This is a genomic window from Paenirhodobacter hankyongi (assembly GCF_003664585.1).
Taxonomy (GTDB): domain Bacteria; phylum Pseudomonadota; class Alphaproteobacteria; order Rhodobacterales; family Rhodobacteraceae; genus Rhodobacter; species Rhodobacter hankyongi.
This window is the reverse complement of sequence record NZ_RCHI01000007.1, coordinates 142,903-165,754: the sequence shown is the minus strand read 5'-3', so window position 1 is coordinate 165,754 and position 22,852 is coordinate 142,903. Positions and strand designations below refer to the sequence as shown.

At 69.9% G+C, this 22,852-nt stretch carries 24 protein-coding genes, 1 tRNA gene, 1 pseudogene and 1 riboswitch; of the genes and pseudogenes, 13 read left to right on the top strand and 13 right to left on the bottom strand.

Annotated features, from left to right (window positions below):
• Positions 1–18: 18 nt before the first annotated feature.
• The 3 genes from DYS74_RS09695 to DYS74_RS09685 form a co-directional block, all read right to left on the bottom strand.
• A complete protein-coding gene (locus tag DYS74_RS09695; RefSeq protein ID WP_121533266.1) occupies positions 19–630 on the bottom strand; it encodes a YkoF family thiamine/hydroxymethylpyrimidine-binding protein in 612 nt (203 codons plus the stop codon).
• Positions 621–730: riboswitch (TPP riboswitch) on the bottom strand. Its footprint overlaps the gene before it by 10 nt.
• 62 nt (positions 731–792) lie before the next feature.
• A complete protein-coding gene (locus DYS74_RS09690) occupies positions 793–1,956 on the bottom strand; it encodes an MFS transporter (RefSeq protein WP_121533264.1) in 1,164 nt (387 codons plus the stop codon).
• 2 nt (positions 1,957–1,958) lie between these two features.
• Positions 1,959–2,498, bottom strand: coding sequence for a GNAT family N-acetyltransferase (locus tag DYS74_RS09685; protein ID WP_121533262.1), 540 nt, complete (start codon positions 2,496–2,498; stop codon positions 1,959–1,961).
• Between the two features lie 90 nt (positions 2,499–2,588).
• Here DYS74_RS09685 and DYS74_RS09680 point away from each other — a divergent pair, with 90 nt between their 5' ends.
• Entirely contained in the window at positions 2,589–3,476 is an 888-nt protein-coding gene (locus tag DYS74_RS09680; protein WP_220668839.1) for a LysR family transcriptional regulator, read from the top strand.
• A gap of 28 nt (positions 3,477–3,504) precedes the next feature.
• Here DYS74_RS09680 and DYS74_RS09675 read toward each other — a convergent pair whose 3' ends face one another.
• The gene (locus DYS74_RS09675; RefSeq protein WP_121533260.1) at positions 3,505–4,710 is read right to left on the bottom strand and encodes an NAD(P)/FAD-dependent oxidoreductase; all 1,206 of its coding nucleotides are present in this window, start codon (positions 4,708–4,710) and stop codon (positions 3,505–3,507) included.
• A 339-nt stretch (positions 4,711–5,049) separates the two neighbouring features.
• Between DYS74_RS09675 and DYS74_RS09670 the strand changes: the two genes are divergently transcribed.
• Positions 5,050–6,030, top strand: coding sequence for an MBL fold metallo-hydrolase (locus tag DYS74_RS09670; protein WP_121533258.1), 981 nt, complete (start codon positions 5,050–5,052; stop codon positions 6,028–6,030).
• A gap of 3 nt (positions 6,031–6,033) precedes the next feature.
• Here DYS74_RS09670 and DYS74_RS09665 read toward each other — a convergent pair whose 3' ends face one another.
• Complete coding sequence (locus DYS74_RS09665) at positions 6,034–6,669, bottom strand: TetR/AcrR family transcriptional regulator (RefSeq protein WP_121533256.1); 636 nt, start codon at positions 6,667–6,669, stop codon at positions 6,034–6,036.
• A 172-nt stretch (positions 6,670–6,841) separates the two neighbouring features.
• Between DYS74_RS09665 and DYS74_RS09660 the strand changes: the two genes are divergently transcribed.
• From DYS74_RS09660 to speB, 7 genes are read left to right on the top strand one after another with little or no spacing between them, the layout of a single operon-like run.
• Positions 6,842–7,894, top strand: a complete 1,053-nt coding sequence (locus DYS74_RS09660) for an ABC transporter substrate-binding protein (RefSeq protein WP_121533254.1) — start codon at positions 6,842–6,844, stop codon at positions 7,892–7,894.
• A 49-nt stretch (positions 7,895–7,943) separates the two neighbouring features.
• On the top strand, positions 7,944–8,759 hold the full coding sequence (locus DYS74_RS09655; RefSeq protein ID WP_121533252.1) for an ABC transporter permease: 816 nt from the start codon (positions 7,944–7,946) through the stop codon (positions 8,757–8,759).
• Positions 8,759–9,538, top strand: coding sequence for an ABC transporter ATP-binding protein (locus DYS74_RS09650; protein ID WP_245965249.1), 780 nt, complete (start codon positions 8,759–8,761; stop codon positions 9,536–9,538). Before DYS74_RS09655 ends, DYS74_RS09650 begins: the two co-directional genes overlap by 1 nt.
• Positions 9,535–10,293 carry an SDR family NAD(P)-dependent oxidoreductase gene (locus DYS74_RS09645; protein WP_121533250.1) on the top strand — a complete coding sequence of 253 codons (759 nt, stop codon included), beginning with the start codon at positions 9,535–9,537 and terminating at the stop codon, positions 10,291–10,293. The genes DYS74_RS09650 and DYS74_RS09645 overlap by 4 nt, the downstream gene beginning before the upstream one ends.
• Entirely contained in the window at positions 10,287–10,994 is a 708-nt protein-coding gene (locus DYS74_RS09640) for an SDR family NAD(P)-dependent oxidoreductase (protein ID WP_121533248.1), read from the top strand. The genes DYS74_RS09645 and DYS74_RS09640 overlap by 7 nt, the downstream gene beginning before the upstream one ends.
• Positions 10,995–11,005: 11 nt before the next feature.
• Positions 11,006–11,776 carry a creatininase gene (locus DYS74_RS09635; RefSeq protein ID WP_121533375.1) on the top strand — a complete coding sequence of 257 codons (771 nt, stop codon included), beginning with the start codon at positions 11,006–11,008 and terminating at the stop codon, positions 11,774–11,776.
• A gap of 11 nt (positions 11,777–11,787) precedes the next feature.
• Positions 11,788–12,762 (top strand): agmatinase, encoded by a 975-nt coding sequence (gene speB, locus DYS74_RS09630; protein ID WP_121533246.1) that lies wholly within the window; start codon positions 11,788–11,790, stop codon positions 12,760–12,762.
• Positions 12,763–12,802: 40 nt separating this feature from the next.
• On the opposite strand, the gene DYS74_RS09625 is transcribed toward speB, so the two are convergent.
• Positions 12,803–13,288: a hypothetical protein gene (locus DYS74_RS09625; protein WP_121533244.1), complete on the bottom strand. Its 486-nt coding sequence runs from the start codon at positions 13,286–13,288 to the stop codon at positions 12,803–12,805.
• Positions 13,289–13,648: 360 nt separating this feature from the next.
• Here DYS74_RS09625 and DYS74_RS18940 point away from each other — a divergent pair.
• A pseudogene (locus tag DYS74_RS18940) lies at positions 13,649–13,861 on the top strand (transposase); the annotation flags it as partial.
• Between the two features lie 236 nt (positions 13,862–14,097).
• Here the strand turns inward: DYS74_RS18940 and DYS74_RS09615 are convergent.
• Positions 14,098–14,173 (bottom strand) — tRNA-Thr (locus DYS74_RS09615).
• Between the two features lie 42 nt (positions 14,174–14,215).
• Entirely contained in the window at positions 14,216–15,904 is a 1,689-nt protein-coding gene (locus DYS74_RS09610) for an ABC transporter permease (RefSeq protein WP_121533240.1), read from the bottom strand.
• Between the two features lie 81 nt (positions 15,905–15,985).
• Here DYS74_RS09610 and DYS74_RS09605 point away from each other — a divergent pair, with 81 nt between their 5' ends.
• On the top strand, positions 15,986–16,867 hold the full coding sequence (locus DYS74_RS09605; RefSeq protein ID WP_121533238.1) for a hypothetical protein: 882 nt from the start codon (positions 15,986–15,988) through the stop codon (positions 16,865–16,867).
• Between the two features lie 88 nt (positions 16,868–16,955).
• Here DYS74_RS09605 and DYS74_RS09600 read toward each other — a convergent pair whose 3' ends face one another.
• Positions 16,956–17,204, bottom strand: coding sequence for a DUF2312 domain-containing protein (locus tag DYS74_RS09600; RefSeq protein WP_121533236.1), 249 nt, complete (start codon positions 17,202–17,204; stop codon positions 16,956–16,958).
• Between the two features lie 153 nt (positions 17,205–17,357).
• On the opposite strand from DYS74_RS09600, the gene DYS74_RS09595 reads away from it, so the two are divergent.
• Positions 17,358–17,573 (top strand): hypothetical protein, encoded by a 216-nt coding sequence (locus DYS74_RS09595; protein ID WP_121533234.1) that lies wholly within the window; start codon positions 17,358–17,360, stop codon positions 17,571–17,573.
• Between the two features lie 9 nt (positions 17,574–17,582).
• Here the strand turns inward: DYS74_RS09595 and DYS74_RS09590 are convergent, their stop codons facing one another.
• Both DYS74_RS09590 and DYS74_RS09585 read right to left on the bottom strand, forming a co-directional pair.
• On the bottom strand, positions 17,583–19,577 hold the full coding sequence (locus DYS74_RS09590) for an enoyl-CoA hydratase/isomerase family protein (RefSeq protein WP_121533232.1): 1,995 nt from the start codon (positions 19,575–19,577) through the stop codon (positions 17,583–17,585).
• A 96-nt stretch (positions 19,578–19,673) separates the two neighbouring features.
• A complete protein-coding gene (locus DYS74_RS09585) occupies positions 19,674–20,012 on the bottom strand; it encodes a TraR/DksA family transcriptional regulator (RefSeq protein WP_121533230.1) in 339 nt (112 codons plus the stop codon).
• Between the two features lie 90 nt (positions 20,013–20,102).
• Between DYS74_RS09585 and DYS74_RS09580 the strand changes: the two genes are divergently transcribed.
• Complete coding sequence (locus DYS74_RS09580) at positions 20,103–20,663, top strand: nucleotidyltransferase family protein (RefSeq protein WP_121533228.1); 561 nt, start codon at positions 20,103–20,105, stop codon at positions 20,661–20,663.
• Positions 20,664–20,666: 3 nt separating this feature from the next.
• Here the strand turns inward: DYS74_RS09580 and DYS74_RS09575 are convergent, their stop codons facing one another.
• Together DYS74_RS09575 and DYS74_RS09570 are read right to left on the bottom strand one after the other, a co-directional pair.
• Complete coding sequence (locus DYS74_RS09575) at positions 20,667–21,980, bottom strand: amidohydrolase family protein (protein ID WP_121533226.1); 1,314 nt, start codon at positions 21,978–21,980, stop codon at positions 20,667–20,669.
• 3 nt (positions 21,981–21,983) lie between these two features.
• The gene (locus DYS74_RS09570; protein ID WP_183077498.1) at positions 21,984–22,847 is read right to left on the bottom strand and encodes an aromatic ring-hydroxylating oxygenase subunit alpha; all 864 of its coding nucleotides are present in this window, start codon (positions 22,845–22,847) and stop codon (positions 21,984–21,986) included.
• Positions 22,848–22,852: the final 5 nt, after the last annotated feature.

Sequence of the window (22,852 nt, the reverse complement as noted above, 5' to 3'; positions counted from 1 at the left end):
AGAACCTCCGGTCCGGGCTCAGCGCGGGCTGGGGCTATTGGCCGAGGCCGTCAGGTCGATCGTCACATGCCCCTCGGCCGGACCGAATCGCAGGAAGGCCTGGCGCACCGTCTCGAACACGGCGCCCGCGTCGCCGCGCAGCCGGGTGCAGAAATTCTTCGAGCGCAGGAAGGTGCCCGAGGCCTTGAGGACGTCGATGCAGCCATAGATCTCGTCCATGTGCCGGTCCTGTCCGAGCACGTAGAGCGAGAATTGCACGTCGATCTCGACGCCCAGCACCGGCGCCGCCTGCACCGCGGCCAGGGCCTCGGCCTGGCGCTGCGCCAAGGGCGTGCCCTGCGCGCGGGTCAATGTCTCGCAGCGGCAGGCGGGCTCGTCGGGCTCGCCCGGGCAGCCGCGGGAGAAGGTGACATGCATCGTCACATGCGCGGGGTCCTGCGCGGTGCGGGCGAAGAGGTCGCGCACCGCATCGAAGAGCGGCCCGGGCGCGCCGACCATCAGGGTCGAGATGTCGTCGGTCTCGATCCGCAGGCTGTCGCGATAGGGGGTGAGGGCCTCGAGGCCCGACAGGATGACCCGGATGAATTCCGACGTCATCGGATAAAGCGACACTTGCGCGCCGATGAACATGATGCCCTCGCTCCGCCGGCATTACCCGGATCAGCTTTGAAGGGTCCGCGCGGTCCTCGCGCATCTCAGCCCCGGATCTGGAGCACCCCTGGTTACGGGCGTGACCATGCGACCGAACGGGCGGGCTGTCAACAGGGGGTGCTGGGATTTTCCGCGCCGGGGTCAGAGCGGCGCGGGCCGGCGCAGGAACAGCATGGCGGCCGCGGCCGCGGCGACAAGCGCGAGCGCAAGGCTCAGTCCCAGCGCGGCACCGGGGCCGGCCCGCGCGATCAGCGTCGCGTAGATCAGCGGCGCGGCGGCCGCGGCATAGAAGGACGGGCCGATCAGCCGCCCGGCGATCACCGCGTAATCGGCGACCGGGAACAGTACCAGCGGCAGGCTGCCGCGCGCGATGGTCAGGAGCCCGTTGCCGGCGCCATAGGCGAGCACGAAGAGCACCGCCACGGGCCCTGCCCCGGCGATCGCCGGCCCCGCCGCCATGCCAAGCGTCAGGATCCCTGCCGCGACCAGCGCCAGCGCCCGTGGATCGAGCCGGCGGCCAAGCACGATCTCGAGCAGCCGCGCCGCCGATTGCGCGATCCCGGGCAGGGCGGCAAGGGCGACGGCGCCTTCCGGGTCGATCCCCCGCCCGGTCAGCAGCGCGATCAGATGCGCCGAGAGGCCCGAGCTGAGGAAGGCGGTGGCGGCGACGATGGCGGCGAAAAGGATGGCGGCGGCGCGCGTCTCGGGCGGGATCGTCGCGCGGCGCGGCGCGGCAGTGCCGCCCCCGCCCTGCCCCGCCGCCGGCAGCAGCCGGTAAAGCGGCAGCATGGAAAGCGCGATCGCGGCATAGACAAGCAGCGCCCCGCGCCAGCCAAGCGCGCCCTCGAGGAAGGCCCCGAGCGGCCAGAACAGGCTGGAGGCGAGCCCGCCCAGCAAGGTGATCTGCGACAGCGCCGGCCGCGCGGCGCTGCCCCCGGCCTGCACCAGCGCCGCGAAGGCCGCCTCGTAAAGGCACATCCGCATGCCGAGCCCGAGAACGACCCAGCCGGCCAGATACAGCCCCGCCCCCGGCGCCACGGCCAGCATCGCACAGCCAAGCGCCAGCAGCAGCGAGCCCGCGCTCATCACCGCCCGCCCGCCGTGGCGGTCGACCGCGCGGCCAAGCGCGGCCGAGCTGAGCCCCATCACCGCAAGCGCCAGCGAGAAGCCGCCATAGGCAAGCGCGGGCCCAAAGCCCGGCTCGGCCGCGATCGAGGGGCCGAAGACGCCAAGCGCGTAATAGGACAGGCCCCAGTTCACCAGCTGGCTCAGCCCGACCGCGGCGACGGTGCGGCGGGGCAGCATCGCTAGCCCTCGAAGGGGGTGTCATCGCCCGGGCCGAGCGGGCGCTGCATCAGCACGGAATCAAGCCAGCGCCCGTGCTTCCAGCCGACCGAGCGCAGCGTGCCGACCGGCTCGAACCCCATCGCGCGGTGCAGCCCGATCGAGGCGGCATTGGCGCTATCGCCGATCACCGCGACCATCTGGCGAAACCCCGCCGCGGTGCACTCGGCGATCAGCGCCCGGATCAGCGCCCGGCCGACGCCGAGCCCCTGCGCCGCCGGCGCGACATAGACCGAATTCTCGACCGTGCCGCGATAGGCCGGGCGCGGCCGGTAGGCGCCGGCATAGGCATAGCCGACAACCGCGCCCTGCCGCAGCGCGACCAGATAGGGGAAACCGGCGGTGACCACCTTCTGCCAGCGCGCCTGCATCTCGGTCAGATCCGGAGGATCGAGCTCGAAGCTTGCGGTGCCGAAGCGCACCGCCTCGGCATAGATCGCCTGGATGGCGGGAAGGTCATCGGCCCGGCAGGGCCGCAAGGTCAGGGGAAAGGCGTCGCTCATGCTCTGCTCCGCAAGGATGTCGCGGGCAGGATGGCATTCCGGATTGCAAAAGGAAATGCTATGCTTCTTATGCAATCGATAAGGAAAACCTTGAAGAATACCCTGACCCTGCGCCATCTCGACCTGCTTGCGGATGTGGCCGAGCTTGGCAGTTTCTCGGCCGCGGCCGAGAAGGAAGCGCTCTCGCAACCCGCGGTGAGCCAGCAGATCCGCGCGCTCGAGACCTTCTTCGGCGTGCGGCTGATCGAGCGCAGCGGCCGCCACATGCGTCCGACCGAGGCCGGGCGGGTGGTGCTGGCCGGTGCGGGCCGGATCCGCGACGAGGTCGAGGCGATGCAGGAGGCGGTGCAGCCCTTCCGCGCCGGCCGCGCCGGGCGGGTGCGGATCGGCACCGGCGCCACCGCCTGCATCTACCTGCTGCCGCCGATCCTCGGCGCGCTGAAGCGGGAGATGCCCGGGCTCGACTGCACCGTGCGCACCGGCAACAGCCCCGAGATCCGCCGTCTGGTCGAGGAGAACACCCTCGATCTCGGCCTTGTGACCCTGCCCGCGCCGGGCCGCTCGCTCGAGGTCACGCCGATCTTCGAGGAGGATCTGGTCGCGGTCTGTCCCGCCACCGAGGCGCCCGTGGGGCCGATCACCGCGGCGGCCCTCGCCGCCCGGCCGCTGGTGCTTTACGAGGATGCGGGCCACACCCGGCTGCTGATCGACGGCTGGTTCGCCGCGGCCGGGCTGCAGCCGAAGCCGGTGATGGAGCTTGGCAGCGTCGAGGCGATCAAGGAGATCGTCGGCGCGGGGCTCGGCTGGTCGGTACTGCCCGCCTCCTCGGTGCGGCCCGGAAAGGCAGGCGGGCTCGGCTCGGTGCCGCTCGAGCCGCGACTGTGCCGCCGCCTCGGGCTGGTGCTGCGCCGCGACAAGCGGCTGACCGCGGGGCTGCGCGAGGTGATCGCGGCGCTTCGGGCGGGGCTGACCGGCTGACCGCCGCGCCCCACCCCGCCACGCCCGCTCAGACGATCGCCTGCTCGAGGAAGGGCCGGCCCTCGGCGATGCGCTCGAACCGCATGTCGCTCAGGTCGATGCTGCGATAGCCGCCATAGGTGATGAGTTCCATCACCGCGCGGCCGACCGCCGGGCCCTGCTGCAACCCGTGCCCGGAAAAGCCGTTCTGGAAGATGAAATTCGTCACCTCGGGATGGCGGCCGACGATGCCGTTCTGGTCGAAGGTGTTGTAATCGTAATGCCCGGCCCAGAAGCGCACGAGCTTCAGCGCCTCGAAATTCGGCGAGCGTTCGGCCAGCGCCGGCCAGATCTGCTCTTCCCATTCCGGGTGGTCAGGGTCGAAATCGTCGTAATCGGGCGGCAGGTCGTTCTCGGGCACGCCGCCGGCGATGAAGAAACGCCCCTCGGGCCGGCACCAGACGCCGGTCGGATCGACCATCAGCGGCAGCCGGCCATCGTTCACCCGTGCGCTGCCCTCGGGCGTGCCCGCCGCGTCGAAGACGAAGAGCGTGCGCTTGCGCGGCTCGACCGGCAGATCGAGCCCGGCCATGCGCGCCACACGCCCGCCGCGCGGCCCGGCGGCGTTGACGATCGTGCCGGCGCCGACGCTCGCCCCCGATTTCAGCGTGACGCCGGTCACCCGGTTGCCCTCGCGCGCGATCGCCACGACCTCGTCGGCGACGAAATCGACGCCGAGCGCGCGCGCCTTGCGCCGGGCTCCCGCCATGATCCCGGTGTTGTCGAACCAGCCCTCGCCGCTCAGCCCATAGGAGGCCAGCAGCACGTCCTCGGTGTTCAGATGCGGGAAGGCCCATTTCAGCTTGTCGGCATCCCACAGCTCGACCTCGGCACCGGCGGCGCGCTGCACGGCATGGTTCTCGCGCAGGATGCGGACCTGATCGTCGGTATTGGCGATGAAGAGATATCCGCCCGGGTGATAGCCAAGGCTGGGCCGGTCGCCCTCGACCTCCATCAGGTCGGGGAAATCGCGGATGAAGTCATGACCGAAGAGGCCGATCTCGACATTCGCGCGGTTCGAGAACTGCACCCGGATGCCCGAGGCCGAAAGCGCGGTCGAGGCGGTGGCATAGCTCGGGTCACGCTCGACCACCAGCACCGTGCCGTCGAAGTCCGGGTTCGACGCCAGCCAGTAGGCGGTGCAGGCGCCCATCACGGCCCCGCCCACGATCACGACATCATACTGTTCACGCATCTTCGGTCTCGTCCTCGACAATCCGTTCAGGCCCGGAACCGCCGGGCGCGGGCAAGGCCGGCGCACCAGCTTCCCCGGGCCCGCGGACAGCTGTCCGCGACCTGACCGGCAGCACATCCGGAGCGGGGAAACCGGGACCAGGCCCGAGGTCGGGCGCCGTCGCCCGATGCGCCAAGACTGCCGCGCGGCACCGCGAAACGCCAATTCGGATTGGACCCGACCTCATTCCGGAACGGAATGATTTTTCGCCCGAGATGACCGACCGGCAGCCGGGGCTGGACAGCGCGGCCCGCGCCGTCCATCTGAAGGGGACGCATCCGCGCCCGGAGGACGATGACCATGCTCCGCTCCCGCCCCTATGCCGGCCCCGTCAGCGACCATTTCGACGGCACGCGCTTCTTCGCGCCGGACCAGCCCTCGCCCGACCGCAGCCTGCGCGAGATCCTGCGCTGGCAGCGCGAGGGCAACCGCGCGCCCTGGCCGAAACGGGTGGCGGTGACACCCGCCGTGCCGCCGGCCCGATCGGGCCCCGCGCGGGTCACCATGGTCGGCCATGCGACGATGCTGATTCAGGTGGCCGGGGTGAACCTGCTCACCGATCCGGTCTGGTCCGAACGCGCCAGCCCCTCGCGGCTGATCGGCCCGCGCCGTGTCACCGCGCCGGGGATCGACTTCGACCGGCTGCCGCCGATCGACGCGGTGCTGCTCAGCCACAACCACTATGACCACCTCGACATCGCCACGCTGCGCCGGCTGCAGGCGCGGCACCGGCCGCTGATGGTGATGCCGCTCGGCACCGATGCGACGGTGCGGCGCGCGGTGACGGGGGCGCGGATCGTCACCGCCGACTGGCACGGGGAGGTGCCCCTCGCCCCCGGCATCGCCGCGACGCTGACGCCGGCGAACCACTGGTCGGCGCGCGGGCTCGGCGACCGGCGGCGGGCGCTGTGGTGCGGGTTCTGGATCGACAGCCCCGCGGCGCGGCTGTGGTTCGCGGGCGACACGGGCTATGGCGACGGCGCGATCTTCCGCGCCATCCGCGCCCGCCACGGCGCCCCCGACATCGCGCTGATCCCGATCGGCGCCTATGCGCCGCGCTGGTTCATGGCCGCGCAGCACATCGCGCCCGACGAGGCGGTGCAGGTCTTTCGCGACATCGGCGCGCGCGCGGCGCTTGGCTTTCACTGGGGCACCTTCCAGCTGACCGACGAGCCGCGCGAGGAACCGGCCGAGCTGCTTGCCGCGGCGCTTGCCACGGCCGGCATCGCGCCCGAGCGGTTCCGCGCCTTCCGCCCGGGCGAGGTCTTTGCCGAAGGCTGAGCCTCAGCGCCCCGGAAACCCGCCCGGCATCAGCGCATTCAGATCGTTGCGCAGGTGCTGGAGCCCGGCCTCGCAACTGCTGCCATCGGCCGCGATGAACTCGATGAAGCGGGCGTTCTGCAGGTTGAACAGCGCCCAGCCCAAATGCGCCGGATCGACCGTTTCCGGCAGAATCCCCGCCCCGACCATGCGCTCGACTTCGCGGATCAGCACCGAGGCCAGACGGTTGTCGAGCTCGTGATAGAGCTTGCCGAAGCGCGGTTCGGTGCCCGAGACCGAGGCCGCGATCACCTGCCGCCAGATCGCCTTGTCGAGATGGGTCTGGGTGTGGCGGCAGACGATCTCGAAGAAGCCGAGGACGCGGTCGGTCAGGGTCTCGCCCCGCGCGCGCAACCCGCGCTCGAGCGTCGCCAGCAGCTCGCGGTCGCTTTCCGCCACAAGTGCCAGCAGCACCCCCGATTTCGTGCCATAGTAATTGTGCACGGTGACACTGGAGACGCCGGCGATCTCGGCGATCGCCTCCATGGTGATCTTTTCAAGACCGGCCTCGAGAAACAGGCTCTTGGCGGCGGCGATGATGCGCGCCTTGCGGTCTTCCTTCTGCCGCTCGCGCAGGCTGGTGGGCTGTTGTTCCGTCATGGCGGCATCATTTCGTCTCGGGGCGGGAATTGCAACAAACAATTTATCGTCTCAAATTTTTTATTGACTAAAGAATTTTGCCACGTATGAATTTTTGCAAGACCACCATCACTCGCACGACCACCACTCACGACATCACCAAGAAAAACGACGACCGTCAGGGAGCCCCACGATGAAGACGCTGACCATCGCCTTTGCTGCCATCGCCGCCTTGAGTGCCGGAACCGCCTCGGCCAAGGACACCATCAACATCGGCATGTGCGTGTCCTGGCCCGGCTATGCCATGCTCGACGTGGCCAGGCAGAAGAACCTGCTGCCCGGTTACGACCTCAACATCACCAATTTCGAGGACCCGCTCGGCGGCCATGCGGCGCTCGCCGCGGGGCAGATCGACGTCTACGGCTGCACCGCCGATTACGTGCCGGTCTCGGTCGAGGCCGGGCTGAACGAGGTCAACGTCGCCTATCTCAACCCCTCCTACGGGGTCGATCACGTGATCCTCGCCGCCGGCATGGACCCCGCCGCGCTGAAGGGCAAGAAGGTTGCCGCGCCGCAGGCCTATATCGGGCAGCTGCTGATGGGGCTCTGGCTCGACCGGCAGGGCATCGCGCCCGGCGACGTGACCTGGGTGAACCTCAATGCCGACGAGGCGGTGGGGCCGATGCTCTCGGGCGACCTGGCCGCGGCCTACATGTACGAGCCCTGGATCTCGAAGGTGCTCGAGGCCGCGCCCGGCGCGAAATCGGTGGTGAACACCACCGACCCCGAGATGCTGAAGACCGGCATCTTCATGGACTCGCTCTACATGAACAAGGACTTCATCGCGAAGAAGCGCGACGCGGCCCTCGCCGTCCTCAAGGCCGAATGGGACGCCCGCGGTTACTGGCATGACCATGTCGAGGAGGTGAACGCGCTGATGGCCGAGACCCTGCAATGGCCGGTCGAGGACGTCAACGCGGTGATCGGCACCAATGGCAAGAGCCTCGACGGCGGCATCTATGTCTTCGACTTCGACGAAAGCGCGCGCACCTGCGGCGTGCTGGCGGGCGATCCGCCCTTCGGCCTGTCGAACGGCTCGATGCCCGGCTCGGTCGCGCTGACCAACGAGTGGTGGATCAAGCTTGGCCTGATGAAGACCAAGATCGATCCGGCGAAAGGCATCGACTGCTCGCTGATGGGCGATCTTGTGGCGCAGGGCTATCGCCAGTCCTTCACCGCGAACTGATCCCGGCATTGCCCCGCGGCACCCGCCGCGGGGAGCAACGGAGGACCCGATGTCGACCGCTTCCAAGGGGCGCAAAGCCCGGCTGCTGCAAGTCCGCGTCCCGGTCTCGGGGCGACAGGCGCTGATCTCGGCCCTCGGGGTCTGGATCGCCTTCTTCGGGGTCTGGATCCTCGCCTCGGGGCTTGGCTGGGTGAACCCGATCCTGGTGCCGCCGCCCGGCAAGGTCTTTGCCACCATCGTGCGGCTCTTCGCCGAGCAGGGCTTCGGCGCCGATGTGCTGATCTCCATCGGGCGGGTGCTGATCGCCTTTGCGCTTGCCAGCCTCGTCGCGGTGCCGCTCGGCGTCGCCATGGGTGCCTTCCCGGCGATCAACGCCGTCTTCGCCCCCTTCGTCTCGGCCTGGCGCTATCTGCCCGCGCCCTCCTTCATCCCGATCCTCTTGATGTGGTTCGGCACCGGCGAGACGCCGAAGCTCGCGCTTCTCTTCCTCGGTGTGATCTTCTTCCTCGTCACCCTGATCGCCGACCACACCCGCGAGATCCGCAAGGAGCTGATCGAGACCGCGCTGACGCTTGGCGCCAATCGCCGGGTGACGGTGTTCCAGGTGATGCTGCCTGCCGTGCTGCCCAATATCCTCGTCGCGATGCGGCAGATGCTGGCCGTGGTCTGGACCTATCTGGTGATCGCCGAGATCGTCGCCTCGACCACCGGCATCGGCGCGATGATGATGCGCGCCCGCCGGTTCCTGAAGACCGACGAGATCCTTGCCGGCATCATCGTGATCGGCGCGCTCGGCATGGCCTGCGACATGGCCTTCGCCCTGCTCCACCGCCGCCTCTTCCCCTATCTGGAGGACAAGCGCTGATGTCCGCCCTGCTGCAAATCCAAAACGTTTCCAAGACTTTCGATCTGCCCGGCGGGCAGGCACTGACCGCGGTCGACGATGTTACCTTCGCGGTCGAGAAGGGCTCGATCTGCGTGCTCCTCGGCCCCTCGGGCAGTGGCAAGTCCACCATCCTGCGGATGATCGCCGGGCTCGAGACCCAGAGCTCGGGTGCCGTGCTACTGAACGACACCCCGATCGACGGGCCCGGGCGCGAGCGTGGCATGGTGTTTCAGGCCTACAGCTCGTTCGACTGGATGTCGGTCGGCAAGAACGTCGAATTCGGCATGAAGATCAACGGCGTGCCCGCGGCCGAACGGCGCGCGCGGGCCGAGCGCTTCATCGGCCTCGTCGGGCTGTCGAAATTCATCGACGCCTATCCCTCGCGGCTTTCGGGCGGCATGCGGCAGCGTGTGGCGATTGCCCGCACGCTGGCCAATGCCCCCGACGTGCTGCTGATGGACGAGCCCTTCGGCGCCCTTGACGCCGAGACCCGCTGGCAGATGCAGGAGCTGATGATCGAGGTCGCCGAGGCCTCGGGCACGACGATGATCATCGTCACGCATGACATCGAGGAGGCGATCTTTCTCGCCGACAAGATCGTGTTCCTGTCGAGCCATCCGGGCCGACTGAAGGAGGAGATCCTCCCCACCTTCAAGCCCGGCCGGCTGCGCAACAAGGAAGATGTGATCGCCCTGCCCGGCTATGCCGAGATGGAGCGCAAGATCATGCGGATGATGCGCGAGGAGGGGCACAAATGACCGGCCTCGACTTCACCGGCCGCACCGTCGTCATCACCGGTTCGAGCCGCGGCATCGGGCTGGGCATCGCCCAGGGCTTCGCCCGCGCCGGCGCGACGCTGCACCTGATCGCGAATGACGCCGCGGTGCACGCGCGCGCCGCCGACCTTGGCGCCACCGCGGCCGAGGCCGACATCTCGGTGAAATCCGAGGTGCTCCGCGCCCTCGCGCCCCTCGAGCGCATCGACGTGCTGATCAACAATGCAGGCCTCGAGCTGATGACGCCGATCGCGGATGCGTCGGACGCGACGACCGACGCCTTCCGCCGGGTGATCGACATCAACGTGACCGGCACGGCGCTGGTCACCGCCACGGCGCTTGGCCGGATGGGCGCGGGCGGCGCGATCGTCAACACCGCCTCGATCTGGGGCCGCGTGGCCGAACCGGGTTTCGGCGCCTATGTCGCCTCGAAGCACGCGATCATCGGGCTGACCAAGACCTGGGCGCGCGAGCTCGGCCCCCGCGGCATCCGGGTGAACGCAGTCTGCCCGGGCTGGGTGCGGACCGAGGCCTCGATGCGCTCGCTCGGCCGGATCGCGGCCGAGGCGGGCCGGGCCGAGGACGATCTGCTCACCGACATCGTCGCCGGGCAGGCCCTGCCCGGTCTGATGGAGCCGCCCGACATGGCCCCCACCTATCTGTTTCTTGCCTCCGACCTTGCCGCGAACATCACCGGCCAGTCGCTGGGCGTCGACCGAGGAGAAGTCCCATGGTGAAACCGCTTGCGGGCAAGCGTGCCCTTGTCACCGGCGCGGCGAGCGGCATCGGCCTTGCCGCCGCCTGCGCGCTGCAGGAGGCCGGCGCCGAGGTGATCGGCCTTGATCTGCTCAGCACCGAGGCGCCGTTCCAGATCCTGGCCTGCGACCTTGCCGACGAGGCGCAGATCGTGGCGGCGGTCGCCGGCGCGGCGGCGCGGATGGGGGGCATCGACATCCTCGTCAACAACGCCGGCATCCTCGAGGAAGCCCCGCTTGGCGCGCTGAGCGCCGCCCATATCGACCGGATGTTCGCGGTCAATGTGCGCGGCGCGATGCTGGTCGCGCGCGAGGTGCTGCCGCATCTGCCGGACGGCGGGCGGATCATCAACACCGTCTCGGAACTCGCCTATCTCGGCCGCGCCAATGCCTCGGTCTATGCTGCGACCAAGGCGGCGATGCTGGGCGCGACCCGCTCCTGGGCGCGCGAACTGGCACCGCGGGTTCTGGTGAACGCCGTGGCGCCCGGGCCGACCGACACCCCGCTTCTGGGCTTCGAGAAACTCGACGCCCGCGCGCAGGCCGAGGAAACCGCCTACCCGATCGGCCGCATCGGCCGCCCCGAGGAAGTGGCGGCCGCCGTGGTCTTCCTCGCCGGCCCCGGCGCCACGCTCTTTATCGGACAATGCCTCGGCGCCAATGGCGGCGCGGCGATGATGTGATGGACCAGACGATGACCGACACCGTTTTCTATGCCGAACTGCCCTGGCCCGAGGTCGAGGCCCGCATCGCCGCCGGCGCGCCGGTGTTCCTGCCGCTCGGCGCGACCGAACAGCACGGCCGGCACATGGCGCTGAACGTCGACGTGGTGCTGCCCACCGCAGTGGCCGCACGGGCGGCGGCCGAGGTCGGCGGGCTGGTGCTGCCGACGCTGGCCTATGGCAACCGCTCGCAACCCAAAACCGGCGGCGGCCCGGGCTTTCCCGGCACGGTGAACCTGACCGCACAGACCTTCGCGCTGATCGTGCGCGACGTGATCTGCGACCTCTTCCGCCAGAAGGTGCGCAAGATCGTCACCGTGAACGGGCATTACGAGAATATCGGCCCGACGATCGAGGGGATCGAACTGGCGCTTGACGCGATCGGGCGTGACCGCACCGATGGCCTTGTCATCCTGCGCGTCGACCACTGGGACATGGTGCAGCCCGAGACGCTCGATCGCATCTTCCCCGATGGCTATCCGGGGATCGAGCTCGAACATGCCTCGGTGATCGAGACCTCGATGATGATGGCGCTGCGCCCCGAGCTTGTCGATCTGACAAAGGCCGCCCATGACGGCCCCGCCGCCTTCCTGCCCTATGACCGCTACCCCAAGCCCTGCGCCGAGGTGCCGCCCTCGGGCGTGCTGTCGCTGACCGAAGGGTCGTCGGCCGCGAAGGGCGAATGGCTTCTGGCCGATTGCACCGCCGGCATCGTTGCCGCCGTTGCCCGCGAATTCAACTGAGGACGCTGAAAATGACCAAGTTCCACCAGCCCATCGACGCCGCCGAAGTGCCGCGCTTCGCCGGGCTTTCGACCTTCATGCGCCTGCCCGCCGTGGCCTCGGCCGCAGGGCTCGATATCGCGCTGATCGGGATTCCGTGGGATGGCGGCACGACGAACCGCGCCGGAGCCCGGCACGGGCCGCGCGAGGTGCGCAACATGTCGAGCCTGATGCGCAGCGCGCACCACGTCTCGGGCGCCGCCCCCTTCGAGATCGCCAATATCGCCGATGTGGGCGACCTCTCGGTGAACCCGATCGACGTGATGGACGGGATCGCCCGGATCCAGAACGGCATGGCCGCGATCGTCGCCACCGGCGCACTGCCGCTTGCCGTGGGCGGCGACCACCTGACCACCCTGCCCTCGCTGCGCGCCGTCGCGAACGGGCCGCGGGGGGGCGGCAAGCCGCTCGGGATGATCCATTTCGATGCGCATTCCGACACCAACGACACCTATTTCGGCGGCAACCGCTTCACCCATGGCACCCCCTTCCGCCGCGCGATCGAGGAGGGCGTGCTCGACCCGAAGCGCGTGGTGCAGATCGGCATCCGCGGCTCGGTCTATGAACCCGGCGAGCATGACTGGGCGAAGGCGCAGGGCATCCGCATCATCTACATGGAGGAATTCGTGGCGCGCGGTCCCGCGGCGGTGATCGCCGAGGCGCTGGAGATCGTCGGGCAGGCGCCGACCTACATCACCTTCGACATCGACTCGATCGACCCGTCGATGGCGCCCGGCACCGGCACGCCCGAGATCGGCGGCTTCACCACCCGCGAGGCGCAACAGATGCTGCGCCTCCTTGGCCCGGTCAACATCGCCGGCGCCGATGTGGTCGAGGTGGCGCCGCCCTTCGACGTCGGCGGCATGACGGCGCTCGCCGGCGCCACGGTGATGTTCGAGCTGATGTGCGTGATGGCGACGCAGGTCGATCAGCGCCGCAACGGCTGAGACACCAGCGCCCCGGCACCGACCGGGGCGCCCGCCCGACTCACGAGCACTGCGTCAGATAGTTCTGCTGCGCCGTGTCGAGAAGCCCGTCGAGAACCGCCATGCCGAGCGGGCTGCCCGAGACATCGGGCACCTGCCCCAGCGGCCCACGCATGCGCAGCTGCTTGAGCAGCAGTTCCGGGTGATAGTGGCGCAGCATCGAGCCGAAGACGAGCGAGAAGGCCATGCCCTGCTGCGGGTCGAGCGCGCCCATCGTCGTGACCGTCGGCAGCGACAGCCCCGAAAGCTGCGCGACCGCGGCCGGGTCTGCATTCTGGTTTGCCTCGAGAACCGCCCCGATCCGCTCGATCTCGTCGGCCGAACGGGTCGCCACGCCGGTCTCGATCTCGTGCAGCGCGCTGCATTGCGCGGCAGAGAAGTTCATCGGCGCATCGGCGGGCGGCAGCGTGGCGAATTGCGCCAGCGCCGGCAGCGCGGGTGCAGCAAAGGCGCAGGCGGTGGCAAGGGAAAGCAGGTGTGCACGCATCGAGAGGTCCCGGCGACAGTGGTCAGTTCGGCACGGGCATGCCACGGATCCGGCGCGGAGGACAGCCACGCCTGCGTGACCGCGCCGCGCCGCGCCGCGGCCAGTTCCCGCCGGCGGTCGGACGGTCCTGCGGACATGTGGGATCTTGGGATTGTTCGACATCCAAGGGCCGTTCTGACGAGTGAGGTGGCTGGGGCGATCTGAACAGCCGGGATAAGTGGATTTTCCGCGCAACAGCAGCATGATGCTGCGAGCGATGAGAAGACCATGGCAAGACGACCACCCCGGAACCATAGTCCGGCTTTCAAGGTATGAGGAGGATCAGAAAACAGTCCGGGGGACTGTTTTCCCGACGATTGAGTGGCGATAGCCGCGATCAAGGTCGGAAAGACCATGATCGAGCTTGCACAGGATCTTGACGTCCATCCGAACCAGACCAAACAGTGGCGTGAGCAGTTGCTTGAGGGAGCGACCGGGGTATTCTGGGAAGCCCCGAAGGCCGATCCGGGGCCGACCGTCGACGTAAAGGGCCTGCACGCCAAGATCGGGGAGCTGACGCTGGAGAACGATTTTTTGTCCGGCGCGCGATGCAATGCGCGGTGAGCGCCATCGGTTCGAGCGAACCGCACAGGGGGCTGTTGCCGGGCGCAAAAAGATGATCGATCCCAGCGGGCGCATCACATCGAATGCCTGGGCAACACCCGACAGGGCATGATTTCAAGGAACCATCAAAAGGTGGGCCAAAAGGTGGACTGATAAAATCAGGCATCCACCACGTCTCTCAAAAATAATGAAAAACATCGAGGCATTGGTGCCGACGGAGGGACTTGAACCCCCGACCCTCGACTTACAAGATCGCCGCTCTACCAACTGAGCTACGCCGGCATGCGGCCCTCGATACAGGGCGCGGCCCGATCGCGCAAGCACTCAGCGCCGGCGCAGGTTCGCCCGCGCCAGCACCACCACCGCGGCCAGGCCCACGGCGCTCACCAGCAGCGCCGGCGGCGCCGCGTCGCCGAGGTTCTCGAGGCTCGCCTTCTCGTGCACCCGCGTCGCCAGCGTCTCGTAGTTGAACGGGCGCAACAGCATCGTCGCCGGCAGCTCCTTCACGCAATCGACGAAGACGAGCAGCAGCGCCGAACCGATCGAGCCCTTCATCAGCGGCAGGTAGACCGCGCGCAGCACGCCCCCCGCACTGCGGCCGAGCGAGCGTGCCGCCATCGGCAGCGAGGGCGGGATCCGGCCGAAGGCGGTCTCGGCCGAGCCCTCGGCCAGCGCGAAGAAGCGCACGACATAGGCCAGCACGATCGCGGTGGCCGAACCGGTGAGGATCAGCCCCGGGTCATGGCCGGTCAGCGCCGCGATGGCATCGGCGATGCGGTGGTCCAGCGCGGCAAGCGGCAGCAGGATCCCCACCGCCAGCACCGCGCCCGGCGCGGCATAGCCCAGCACCGTGACCGGCAGCACCAGCCGCGGCAGCCGCCGCCCCGAGAGCCGCACGCCATAGACGAGGAACAGCGCTGCCGCGACGGTCAGCACCGCCGCCGCACCGCCCGTCACCAGCGTGTGCCAGAAGGCACGGGCCAGGCCGCGCCCGCCCCAGGCCTCGGGATGGGCGGCGGCCTGCGCGCCAAGCACCGCCACCGGCAGCACGAAGCCCGCGGCGAAGGGGATCGTGCAGGCCACCGTGGCCGCGAGGCCCGCAAGCCCCGGCAGCCGCGTGGCGATCACCGGGCGCGTGCCGCGCGCCGACTGGTAATGCCGTGCCCGCCGCCGCCCCGCCGCCTCGAGCGCGACGAGCAGCAGCACGACGCCGAGGATCACGCAGGCAATCTGCGCCGCCCCGCCCGCATTGCCGGCCTCGAGCCAGGTGGTGAAGATGCCGGTGGTCAGGGTCTGCACCCCGAAGTAATCGACGACGCCGAAATCGGCCACGGTCTCCATCATCGCGATCGCCGCGCCGGCGGCGATCGCCGGGCGCGCGAGCGGCAGGCCGACCCGCCAAAAGAGCGCCCAAGGCCCGGCGCCAAGTGCCCGCGCCACCTCGTAGCTCGCCCCCGACTGCTCGCGGAAGGCCGAGCGGGTCAGCAGGTAGGTATAGGGGTAAAGCGCCGCCGCCAGGACCAGCGTCGCCGCCCCGCGCGAGCGCACCTCGGGGAACCAGTAGTCGCGCGCCGTGGCCCAGCCCATGGCGGCACGCAGCCCGGCCTGCACCGGCCCGGAATAGTCGAGGAAATCGACCAGCGCATAGGCGCCGACATAGGCCGGCACCGCAAGCGGCAGCAGCAGCAGCCACTCGAGCAGCCGGCTGCCCGGGAAGCGGTACATGACGACGAGCCAGGCCGCCCCCGTCCCCGCCGCGGCCGAGAGCACCGCCACCCCGCCCGCGAGCGCCGCCGTATTCGCCAGATAGCGCGGCAGGGTCGAGGCCAGCATATGCGGCCAGATGTTCTCGGTCGGGTTGAGGGCGATCCAGATCACCGCGACCAGCGGCGCCGCGATCAGCGCCGCAATCGCCAGCGCGCCGGCCGACCACAGGCCCGAGCCCGCCTGGCGCAGCGCGCCCGCCGTCGCGGGCCCCGCCGCGGAATTCCGAGTGTTCTTATCAGTTTCCATCCGTCTGCCATATCCCAGAAGCGGTTTGCCTGTCCAGAAATCCGCAGCTATTCTCGGCCGCGGGCAGCAAAGGACTTTTTCATGCAGGTCGTCTTTCACCTCGGCGCGCATTCCACCGACGAGGACCGGCTGATCACCACGCTCGCGGCAAATCAGGAGGCGCTGGCGCAGGTGGGAGCCGTGGTGCCGGCCCCGCGCGCCTATCGCGGCGCGCTGCGGGACGCGCTGATCGCGCTGAAGGGCCAGCCTGCCGACCCGGAAACCCAGGCCAGCCTGCTTGCCACCTGCCTTGGCGATGCCGCGCCCGAGGGCAGCCGGCTGATCTTCAGCCACCCGAATTTCCTGGGCCTCTATGACCGCGCGGTGACCGAGGCGGGGTTCTACGCCTCGGCCCCGGCCAAGCTCGAGCCGCTGGCGAATCTCTTTCCCGATGCGCAGGCCGAGTTTCACCTTGGCCTGATCAACCCCGCGACGCTGGTCGCGGCGCTGGTCGCGCGCGCGCCCGAACGCAGCTATGACGACTTCATGGCGGGGCAGACGCCGGAAAGCCTCCGCTGGGCGCCGGTGGTGCGCGAGATGGTCGCCGCCGCGCGCGGGCTGCGCTTTGTCGTGTGGTGCAACGAGGACCAGCCGCTGATCTTCCCCGAGGTGCTGCGCAGCCTTGGCGGGATTCCGGCCGAGGTGCCGCTCGCCGGCGAGGACAGCCTGCTCGAGGAGATCATGACGCGCGAGGGGATGACGCGGCTGCGCGGCTACATGGCGCAGCACCCGCCGCAGTCGGTGGCGCAGCGGCGCAAGGTGGTCAGTGCCTTCCTCGACAAGTTCGCCCGCCCCGAGACGCTCGAGGTCGAGCTGTCGCTGCCGGGCTGGACCGAGGATCTGGTGGCGCAGGTCACCCGCGCCTACGAGGCCGACGTGGCCGAGATCGCGGCGATGGAAGGCGTGACCTTCATCGCCCCCTGAGCCCGCCACCGTTCAGCCAAGCACGGCTCAGTCCGGCACCGGCCGACCCTGCCCGCACGCGCGGGGGGCCGGCACGGTTGCGCGGCGCTCAGGCCATGCCGAGCGCGGCCTTGTAGATGTCGAGGATCGCTTCCTCCTCGGCCAGATCGTCGCGGTCGCGCTTGCGCATCGCGATGATCTTCTTGATCACCTTGGTGTCGTAACCGCGCGCCTTCGCCTCGGACATGATGTCCTTCTGCTGCTCGGTGATGTCCTTCTTCTCGGCTTCGAGATGCTCGTATTGCTCGATGAACTGGCGCAGTTCGTCAGCGGTCACGTTATAGGCGGCATCGTTCATGGGTCTGCTCCTGCTCGTCCGGTCCGGTCGGTGCGTCCTGACTAGCCCGCCGGCCCCCGCGCTTCAAGCGCCCGAAGCCTGCCGCCGGCCGGCCTTTGCTTGCCAAGCGCCGCCCGCCGGGCTACGCCGGAAGGGAAAATGCGGGAGGAAGCAATGGACTATCTGATCTGGCCGGGCGCCATCATCGTTCTGGCGGGCCTTGCCGGCATCATCTGGAGCGTGCTGACCGTCGGCCGCGCCCGCCGCGCGAAGCTGAGCGATGCCGAGCTGCGGGTGAAGCTGCAGCAGGCGGTGCTGCTGAACATCGGCGCGCTGCTGGTCTCGGCGCTTGGTCTGATGATGGTCGTGGTCGGCGTGATCCTGCGCTGAGCCACGGGCTCAGCCGTCGAGTTCGCCAAAACGCCGGCCGTTGCGGATCAGCACGTCAAGCAGCGTGACCGGCTCGGGCGCGCCCTCGGCCACCAGTGCGCGCAGCCGCTTGCGCAGCGCCAGAAGCCCCGCCCGGTCGGCCTGGAACAGCGGCCCGCCGCGGTGACGCGGAAAGCCGATCGCGGCAATCGCCACGAGGTCGACATCGCCCGCACGATGCGCGCCCCCGGCCTGCAGCGCCGCCGCCCCCTCGCCCGCCAGCTCGGCCAGTACCCGCGCCACGATCTCGGCCGCGGTCAGCCGGCGTGGCACGATCCCGGCCTCAATCCGCAGCGCCTCGAGCACCGGCGCCTCGTCGGGCCAGGGCGCGGGCGGCTTGCCCGGCGCGTAAAGCCACACCCCCCGCCCCGCGGCACGCCCCGTGCGCTCCTCGAGCCCGAGCCAGGCGAGATAGGCCCCGCCCGCGCGCCCCGCCGCGGCCAGAAGCCGCTGCCCGGCCGCAAGCCCGATCCGGTCGAGCCGCGCGAAGGGCCCCTCGGCAAAGCCCCAGCCGATCAGCGCGGCATCGACCGCCGCCGGCGCCGCCCCCGCCATCACCGCGCGCTCGGCCGCGGCAAGCAGCGCCGCCTCGAGCCGTGCCCCGAGGGCGCGTGTATGCACGACAGCGCCGCCCTCGGCGCGCAGCACCGCCGCCAGGCGATGCAGTGCCGCGCCGGGTTCGGGCACCGCAGCCCAGACCTCGGCCAGCCCCGGCCAGCGGTCAAAGGACAGCTCCGCCCCCTCCCCGCCGCCCTCGAGCGCCAGAAGCGTTCCCGCCGGCAGCGCCGCGCGCAACCGGGCAAGCTCGCCCTCCTGCGGCGCGGCCAGCAGCAGATCGGCCGGCGCAAAGCCATCGGGCGCCACAACCGGCTCGAGCCGGTCCCAGTCGGCATCGCGCTTGGCGGCATTGACGCGGCCAGCCCGCAGCGCCGCCTCCTGAGCCTCGGCGATGGCGCGCACCGAGGCCTCGATCCGCGCGGGTTTCGTGGCGCCGACCTGCACCCGCAATCCACGGCCCAGAAGGCCGAGCGCGATCCGGTCGGGCTGGTTCCACAGCGCCACGGCGCCGACACGGGGGACCTCGCCCGCGACCGGCGCACCGGCGATCTGCGCTGCCGCCCGCCGCGCCGCACCGACATGGCCAAGCGCCGCCGACAGCTCGGCCAGCGCCAGATCGGCATAGGCCACCGCCTCGAATTCGAGCGCCTCGGAGAGCGGCAGCAGCGCCGCCGCCTCGATCACCTCGGCGGCGCGGGCAAAGACGGTGGCAAGCGGCCCCTCGGGCAGCCGCGCCCGTGCCGCCGCCAGCCCGTCGAGATAGCGCGCCGGGTCCTCGACCGAGCCCTCGCGCGGCGGCAGCGGGGCGGCACCCGCGTCAGCCACGCGCAACGCCTCGGTCAGGGCGGCGGATTCGATTGCCCCCTCGGAGGCCACGGCATCGCACAGCCCGGCCCGCATCGCAGCCTGTGCATCCAGCACCTTGCCGCCCGCAACGAAGTCGAGCGTCGCGACGGCCCCCGCGCGCCGCGCGAGCCGCACCAGACCACCCGCCGCGGGAATCAGACCAAGCCCCGCCTCCGGCGCGACAAAACGCGTGCCCGCAAGCGCCATGCGCAGCCCCGCCGCCTGGGCCAGCGCCAGCCCGCCGCCGGCGATCGTGCCGGTCAGCACAGCGACCACCGGCACCCGCGCCGCGGCGATGCGGCTGGCCAGCGCGCCAAGCGGCGGCGCCTCGGCAGTGTCGGCGTAATCCCCGGGAACCTCGGCCGCGACGGGCCAGCCGCCCTCGCCCGCGCGCAGCACGATGGCGCGCAGATCGGGGTCCTGATCGCAGGCGGCAAGCGCGCCCGCCAGTGCCGCGCGCAGCCCGGCATCAAAGCCCGCGCCCACCGGCGCCTCGGCCGCGCCTGCCAGAGTGATGAGCGCCACGCCCTCGCGCCGCTGCAACCTTGCCCGTTTCGTCATCGCCCGTCCGCTCCGCCGTTTCGCAGAGTTTACGGACAACCCCCGCTGCTGCAAGGAAAAACCGCCCCTTTCCAGAGGCTTGGTGAGGGCGGGCGTTCAGGCCGGCGTTTTGCGCTTGGGCGCGTGGTTGCGGCAGAAAGGCGTCGCCGGCAACAGATCGAGCCGTTCCTCCGAGATCTTCTCGCCGCAGACCGTGCAATAGCCATACTCGCCCTCGGCCATGCGCCGCTCGGCCGCCTCGATCATCCGCATCTCGTCCTGCGCCGAGACGCCCAAGCCCCGCAGCACCTCGTCGGTCTCGTGCCAGGTCGCCTGCTCGGCCCAGTCCTTCTCGCCCTCGCTCTCCTCGAGGTCGTCGGAAATCTGATCGACGCGCGCCAGCAACACCGCCTTGCGGGCTTCAAGCTCCGCCCGTCTGGTATCGAGGGATTTCATGGCTTTCTCCTCTCTTTCCGGTGTAATGTGCCGGGATCGGTAAAAAGTGGCCTTGATGCAGGTCAATCCTGCGGGGCGGAAGGGGTGAGAATGACGCGCACCATCGGTGCCTTGCTTGCGGCGGGAGTCTCGCGCCGCTTCGGAGCCGAAGACAAGCTGCTTGCGCCCTTTCGCGGCCGTCCACTTGCCACCCATGCCGCCCACGCCCTGCTGGCAGTGCCGGTCGACGACCGGGTCGCGGTGATCTCCTCGCCCGCGCTGCGCCCGCTGCTGACCGATTACGAGATCGTCGAGGTCACCCCGGGCTGCACGCAGTCGGACAGCCTGCGCGCCGCGGTCGATCATGCCGAGGCGGCGGGCGCGGAACGGCTGCTGATCGTGCTGGCCGACATGCCGCGGGTGCCGCCCTCGCTGATGCGTCAGGTGCTCGAACATGCCGCGGCCGACCGTCCGGCCTCGGCCTGGGCGGGCAGCCATGGCGCGCCGCCGGTCTGCCTGCCGGCCTCGATGTTCGACGAGCTGCGCGCGCTCGAGGGCGACCGCGGCGCGGGCAGCCTGCTGCGCGGCGCGCCCGGCGTGGTGCGGGTGCCCTGCATGCCGCACCTGCTGGCCGATATCGACACGCCCGAGGATCTGGCGCAGCTGCAATAGGCCTCAGCGGCGGAGACGCTCGACGCCGTCGGTCCAGACCCGCGCGATATTCGGCCGGCTGGCCCCGTGCAGGATCTTCTCCAACAGCCGCTCGCCGGTCTGGCCAAAGACCCGGATCGTGCCGTCGGGCGCCATGGTGTCGACCGCCATCGCGTCGAACTTCAGCCCCGGCACGAAGGCGCCGACCGGCAGGCCAAGCGCCTCGGCCCCGCCGCGGGTGGCCAGGTGGAAGGCGGTGCGCATGTCGATGCGGGACGGCCCCGCGCCGCGATCAGAGGGCGGCCGATCGGCATCGACGCCCCCCTCGCGCATCCGCGCCGCGGCCACCGCCATCCGCGCCGCCTCGAAGATCGAGGGCGCGGGCCCGCCCGAGATGTCGGTGCCAAGCCCGACCCGCAGCCCGCGCGCGAGCGCCGCGCGCAGCGGGAAGACGGCATTGGCGAAATAGGCGTTCGAGAGCGGGCAATGCGCGACGCCCGCGCCATGGTCGCGCATCAGATCCATGTCCGAGGGCGACAGATGCGTCGCATGGGCAAAGACCGAATGCGCCGGCATCAGGCCGAATTGGGCAAATGTCTCGGCATCCGAGCGGCCCATGCGGGTGCGCACGAAGCCATGTTCCCAATCGCTTTCCGAGACATGCGACTGCACCCGCACTCCGGTCTCCGCGGCAAGCCGGCCGAGCCCTGCAAGGCAGGCGTCGGTGCACGACGGCACGAAGCGCGGGGTGATCGCGGCGGCGACCAGCCCGGCATTGCCCGGCAGCGCGGCGATATGGGCGATCACCGCGCGGCTGCCGTCGACCGCCGCCTCGGCCGAAGCGTCGCGGTAGAACTCGGGGCAGGTCTCGGGATGATCCATCGCCACCTTGCCGATCACCGCGCGCTGGCCGAGTTCAAGGCAGATCTCGGCGAGCCGGTTCGTCGCCGGCACATGGATCGTGGCGAAATGCAGCGCCGAGGTGGTGCCGAGCGCCAGCATGTCGGCGATCAGCGCGCGATAGACCGTCTCGGCGAAATCGAGATCGGCAAAGCGCGCCTCGAGCGGGAAGGTATAGGCGTTCAGCCAGTCCTCGAGCGGCAGGTCGAGCGCGGTGCCCAGCTGGGCATATTGCGGCGCGTGCACATGCAGGTCGACAAAACCCGGCAACAGCACCTGCCCCGCGGGCAGGCGCTCGGCGTCCTGCGCGTGGCCGCCCGGCTCGACCGACAGGATGGTGCCGTCCTCGGCCAGGGTGAAGAGCGCATCGCTCAGTTCCTCCAGCTCGCCCGCGCGGGGGGCGTGGAAGGCATCGGCGATCAGCCGGCGCAGGCGCATCGCTCAGGCCGCCTTCGGGCCGAGGCTGGTGCCATAGAGGCAGTTCTTCTCCTTCAGCCAGCGCCGATAGGCGATCGAGGAGGCATCAGCGCGGGTCGGCGTCTCGGCCCGCGGCTCGAGCGGCAAAAGCACCGGGCGCTGGTTCTCGAGGATGATCTTGTCTTGCAGGAAGATCACCTGCTGGAAGGCAATCAGATCCTGCATCGCCCCCTCATCATCGAGCAGGAACATCACCGGATGCGCGATCGAGACACCCGGCTCGACCGGCTGCACGAAGAGGCAGATCACGTCCCACCGCGTCGCCGAATTCGGGCAGGTCTTGTAGAGCAGCACGGTGAAGGGCGTGGTGACGCGATAGATGTAATCGGTGCGGATCGCGCCGGTCGCGGCCAGCGCCGCCTTCGGCTGGGTGAAGACGCAATCCGTCGCCCAGACCTCGTCAACGTCGCGGCGGATCTCGCACTTGTATTTCTCGACCTCGGTCAGCGGTTCCGAGCCGAGGATGTCGGTGTGCACGAAGGGGAAATGCGCCATGTCGAGGAAGTTCTCGATCACCCGCGGCGCCGAGGCGCGCACCGGGATCGCGCCGCAGGGCACATAGCGGCGGTCGCGCTCGTCGGCCTCGGTGATCTCGGGCACCTCGCCCGCGGGCGTGCCGGTCGTCGTCCACAGATAGCCATAGCGCTCGCGCACGGGCAGTTCCGCCTCGTCCATCCGCACCGTCAGCAGGTCACCGCGTTTCGTCACCACGAGGTCATGGCCCAGAAGCCGCGTGCCATGGGCGCCCTGCGGCATGTCCTGAATGCAGCCAAGGCAGAACCACTGGTCGTTGCTGTCATCCGTCACTTCGGGAACAAGAGCGTTCATTACCA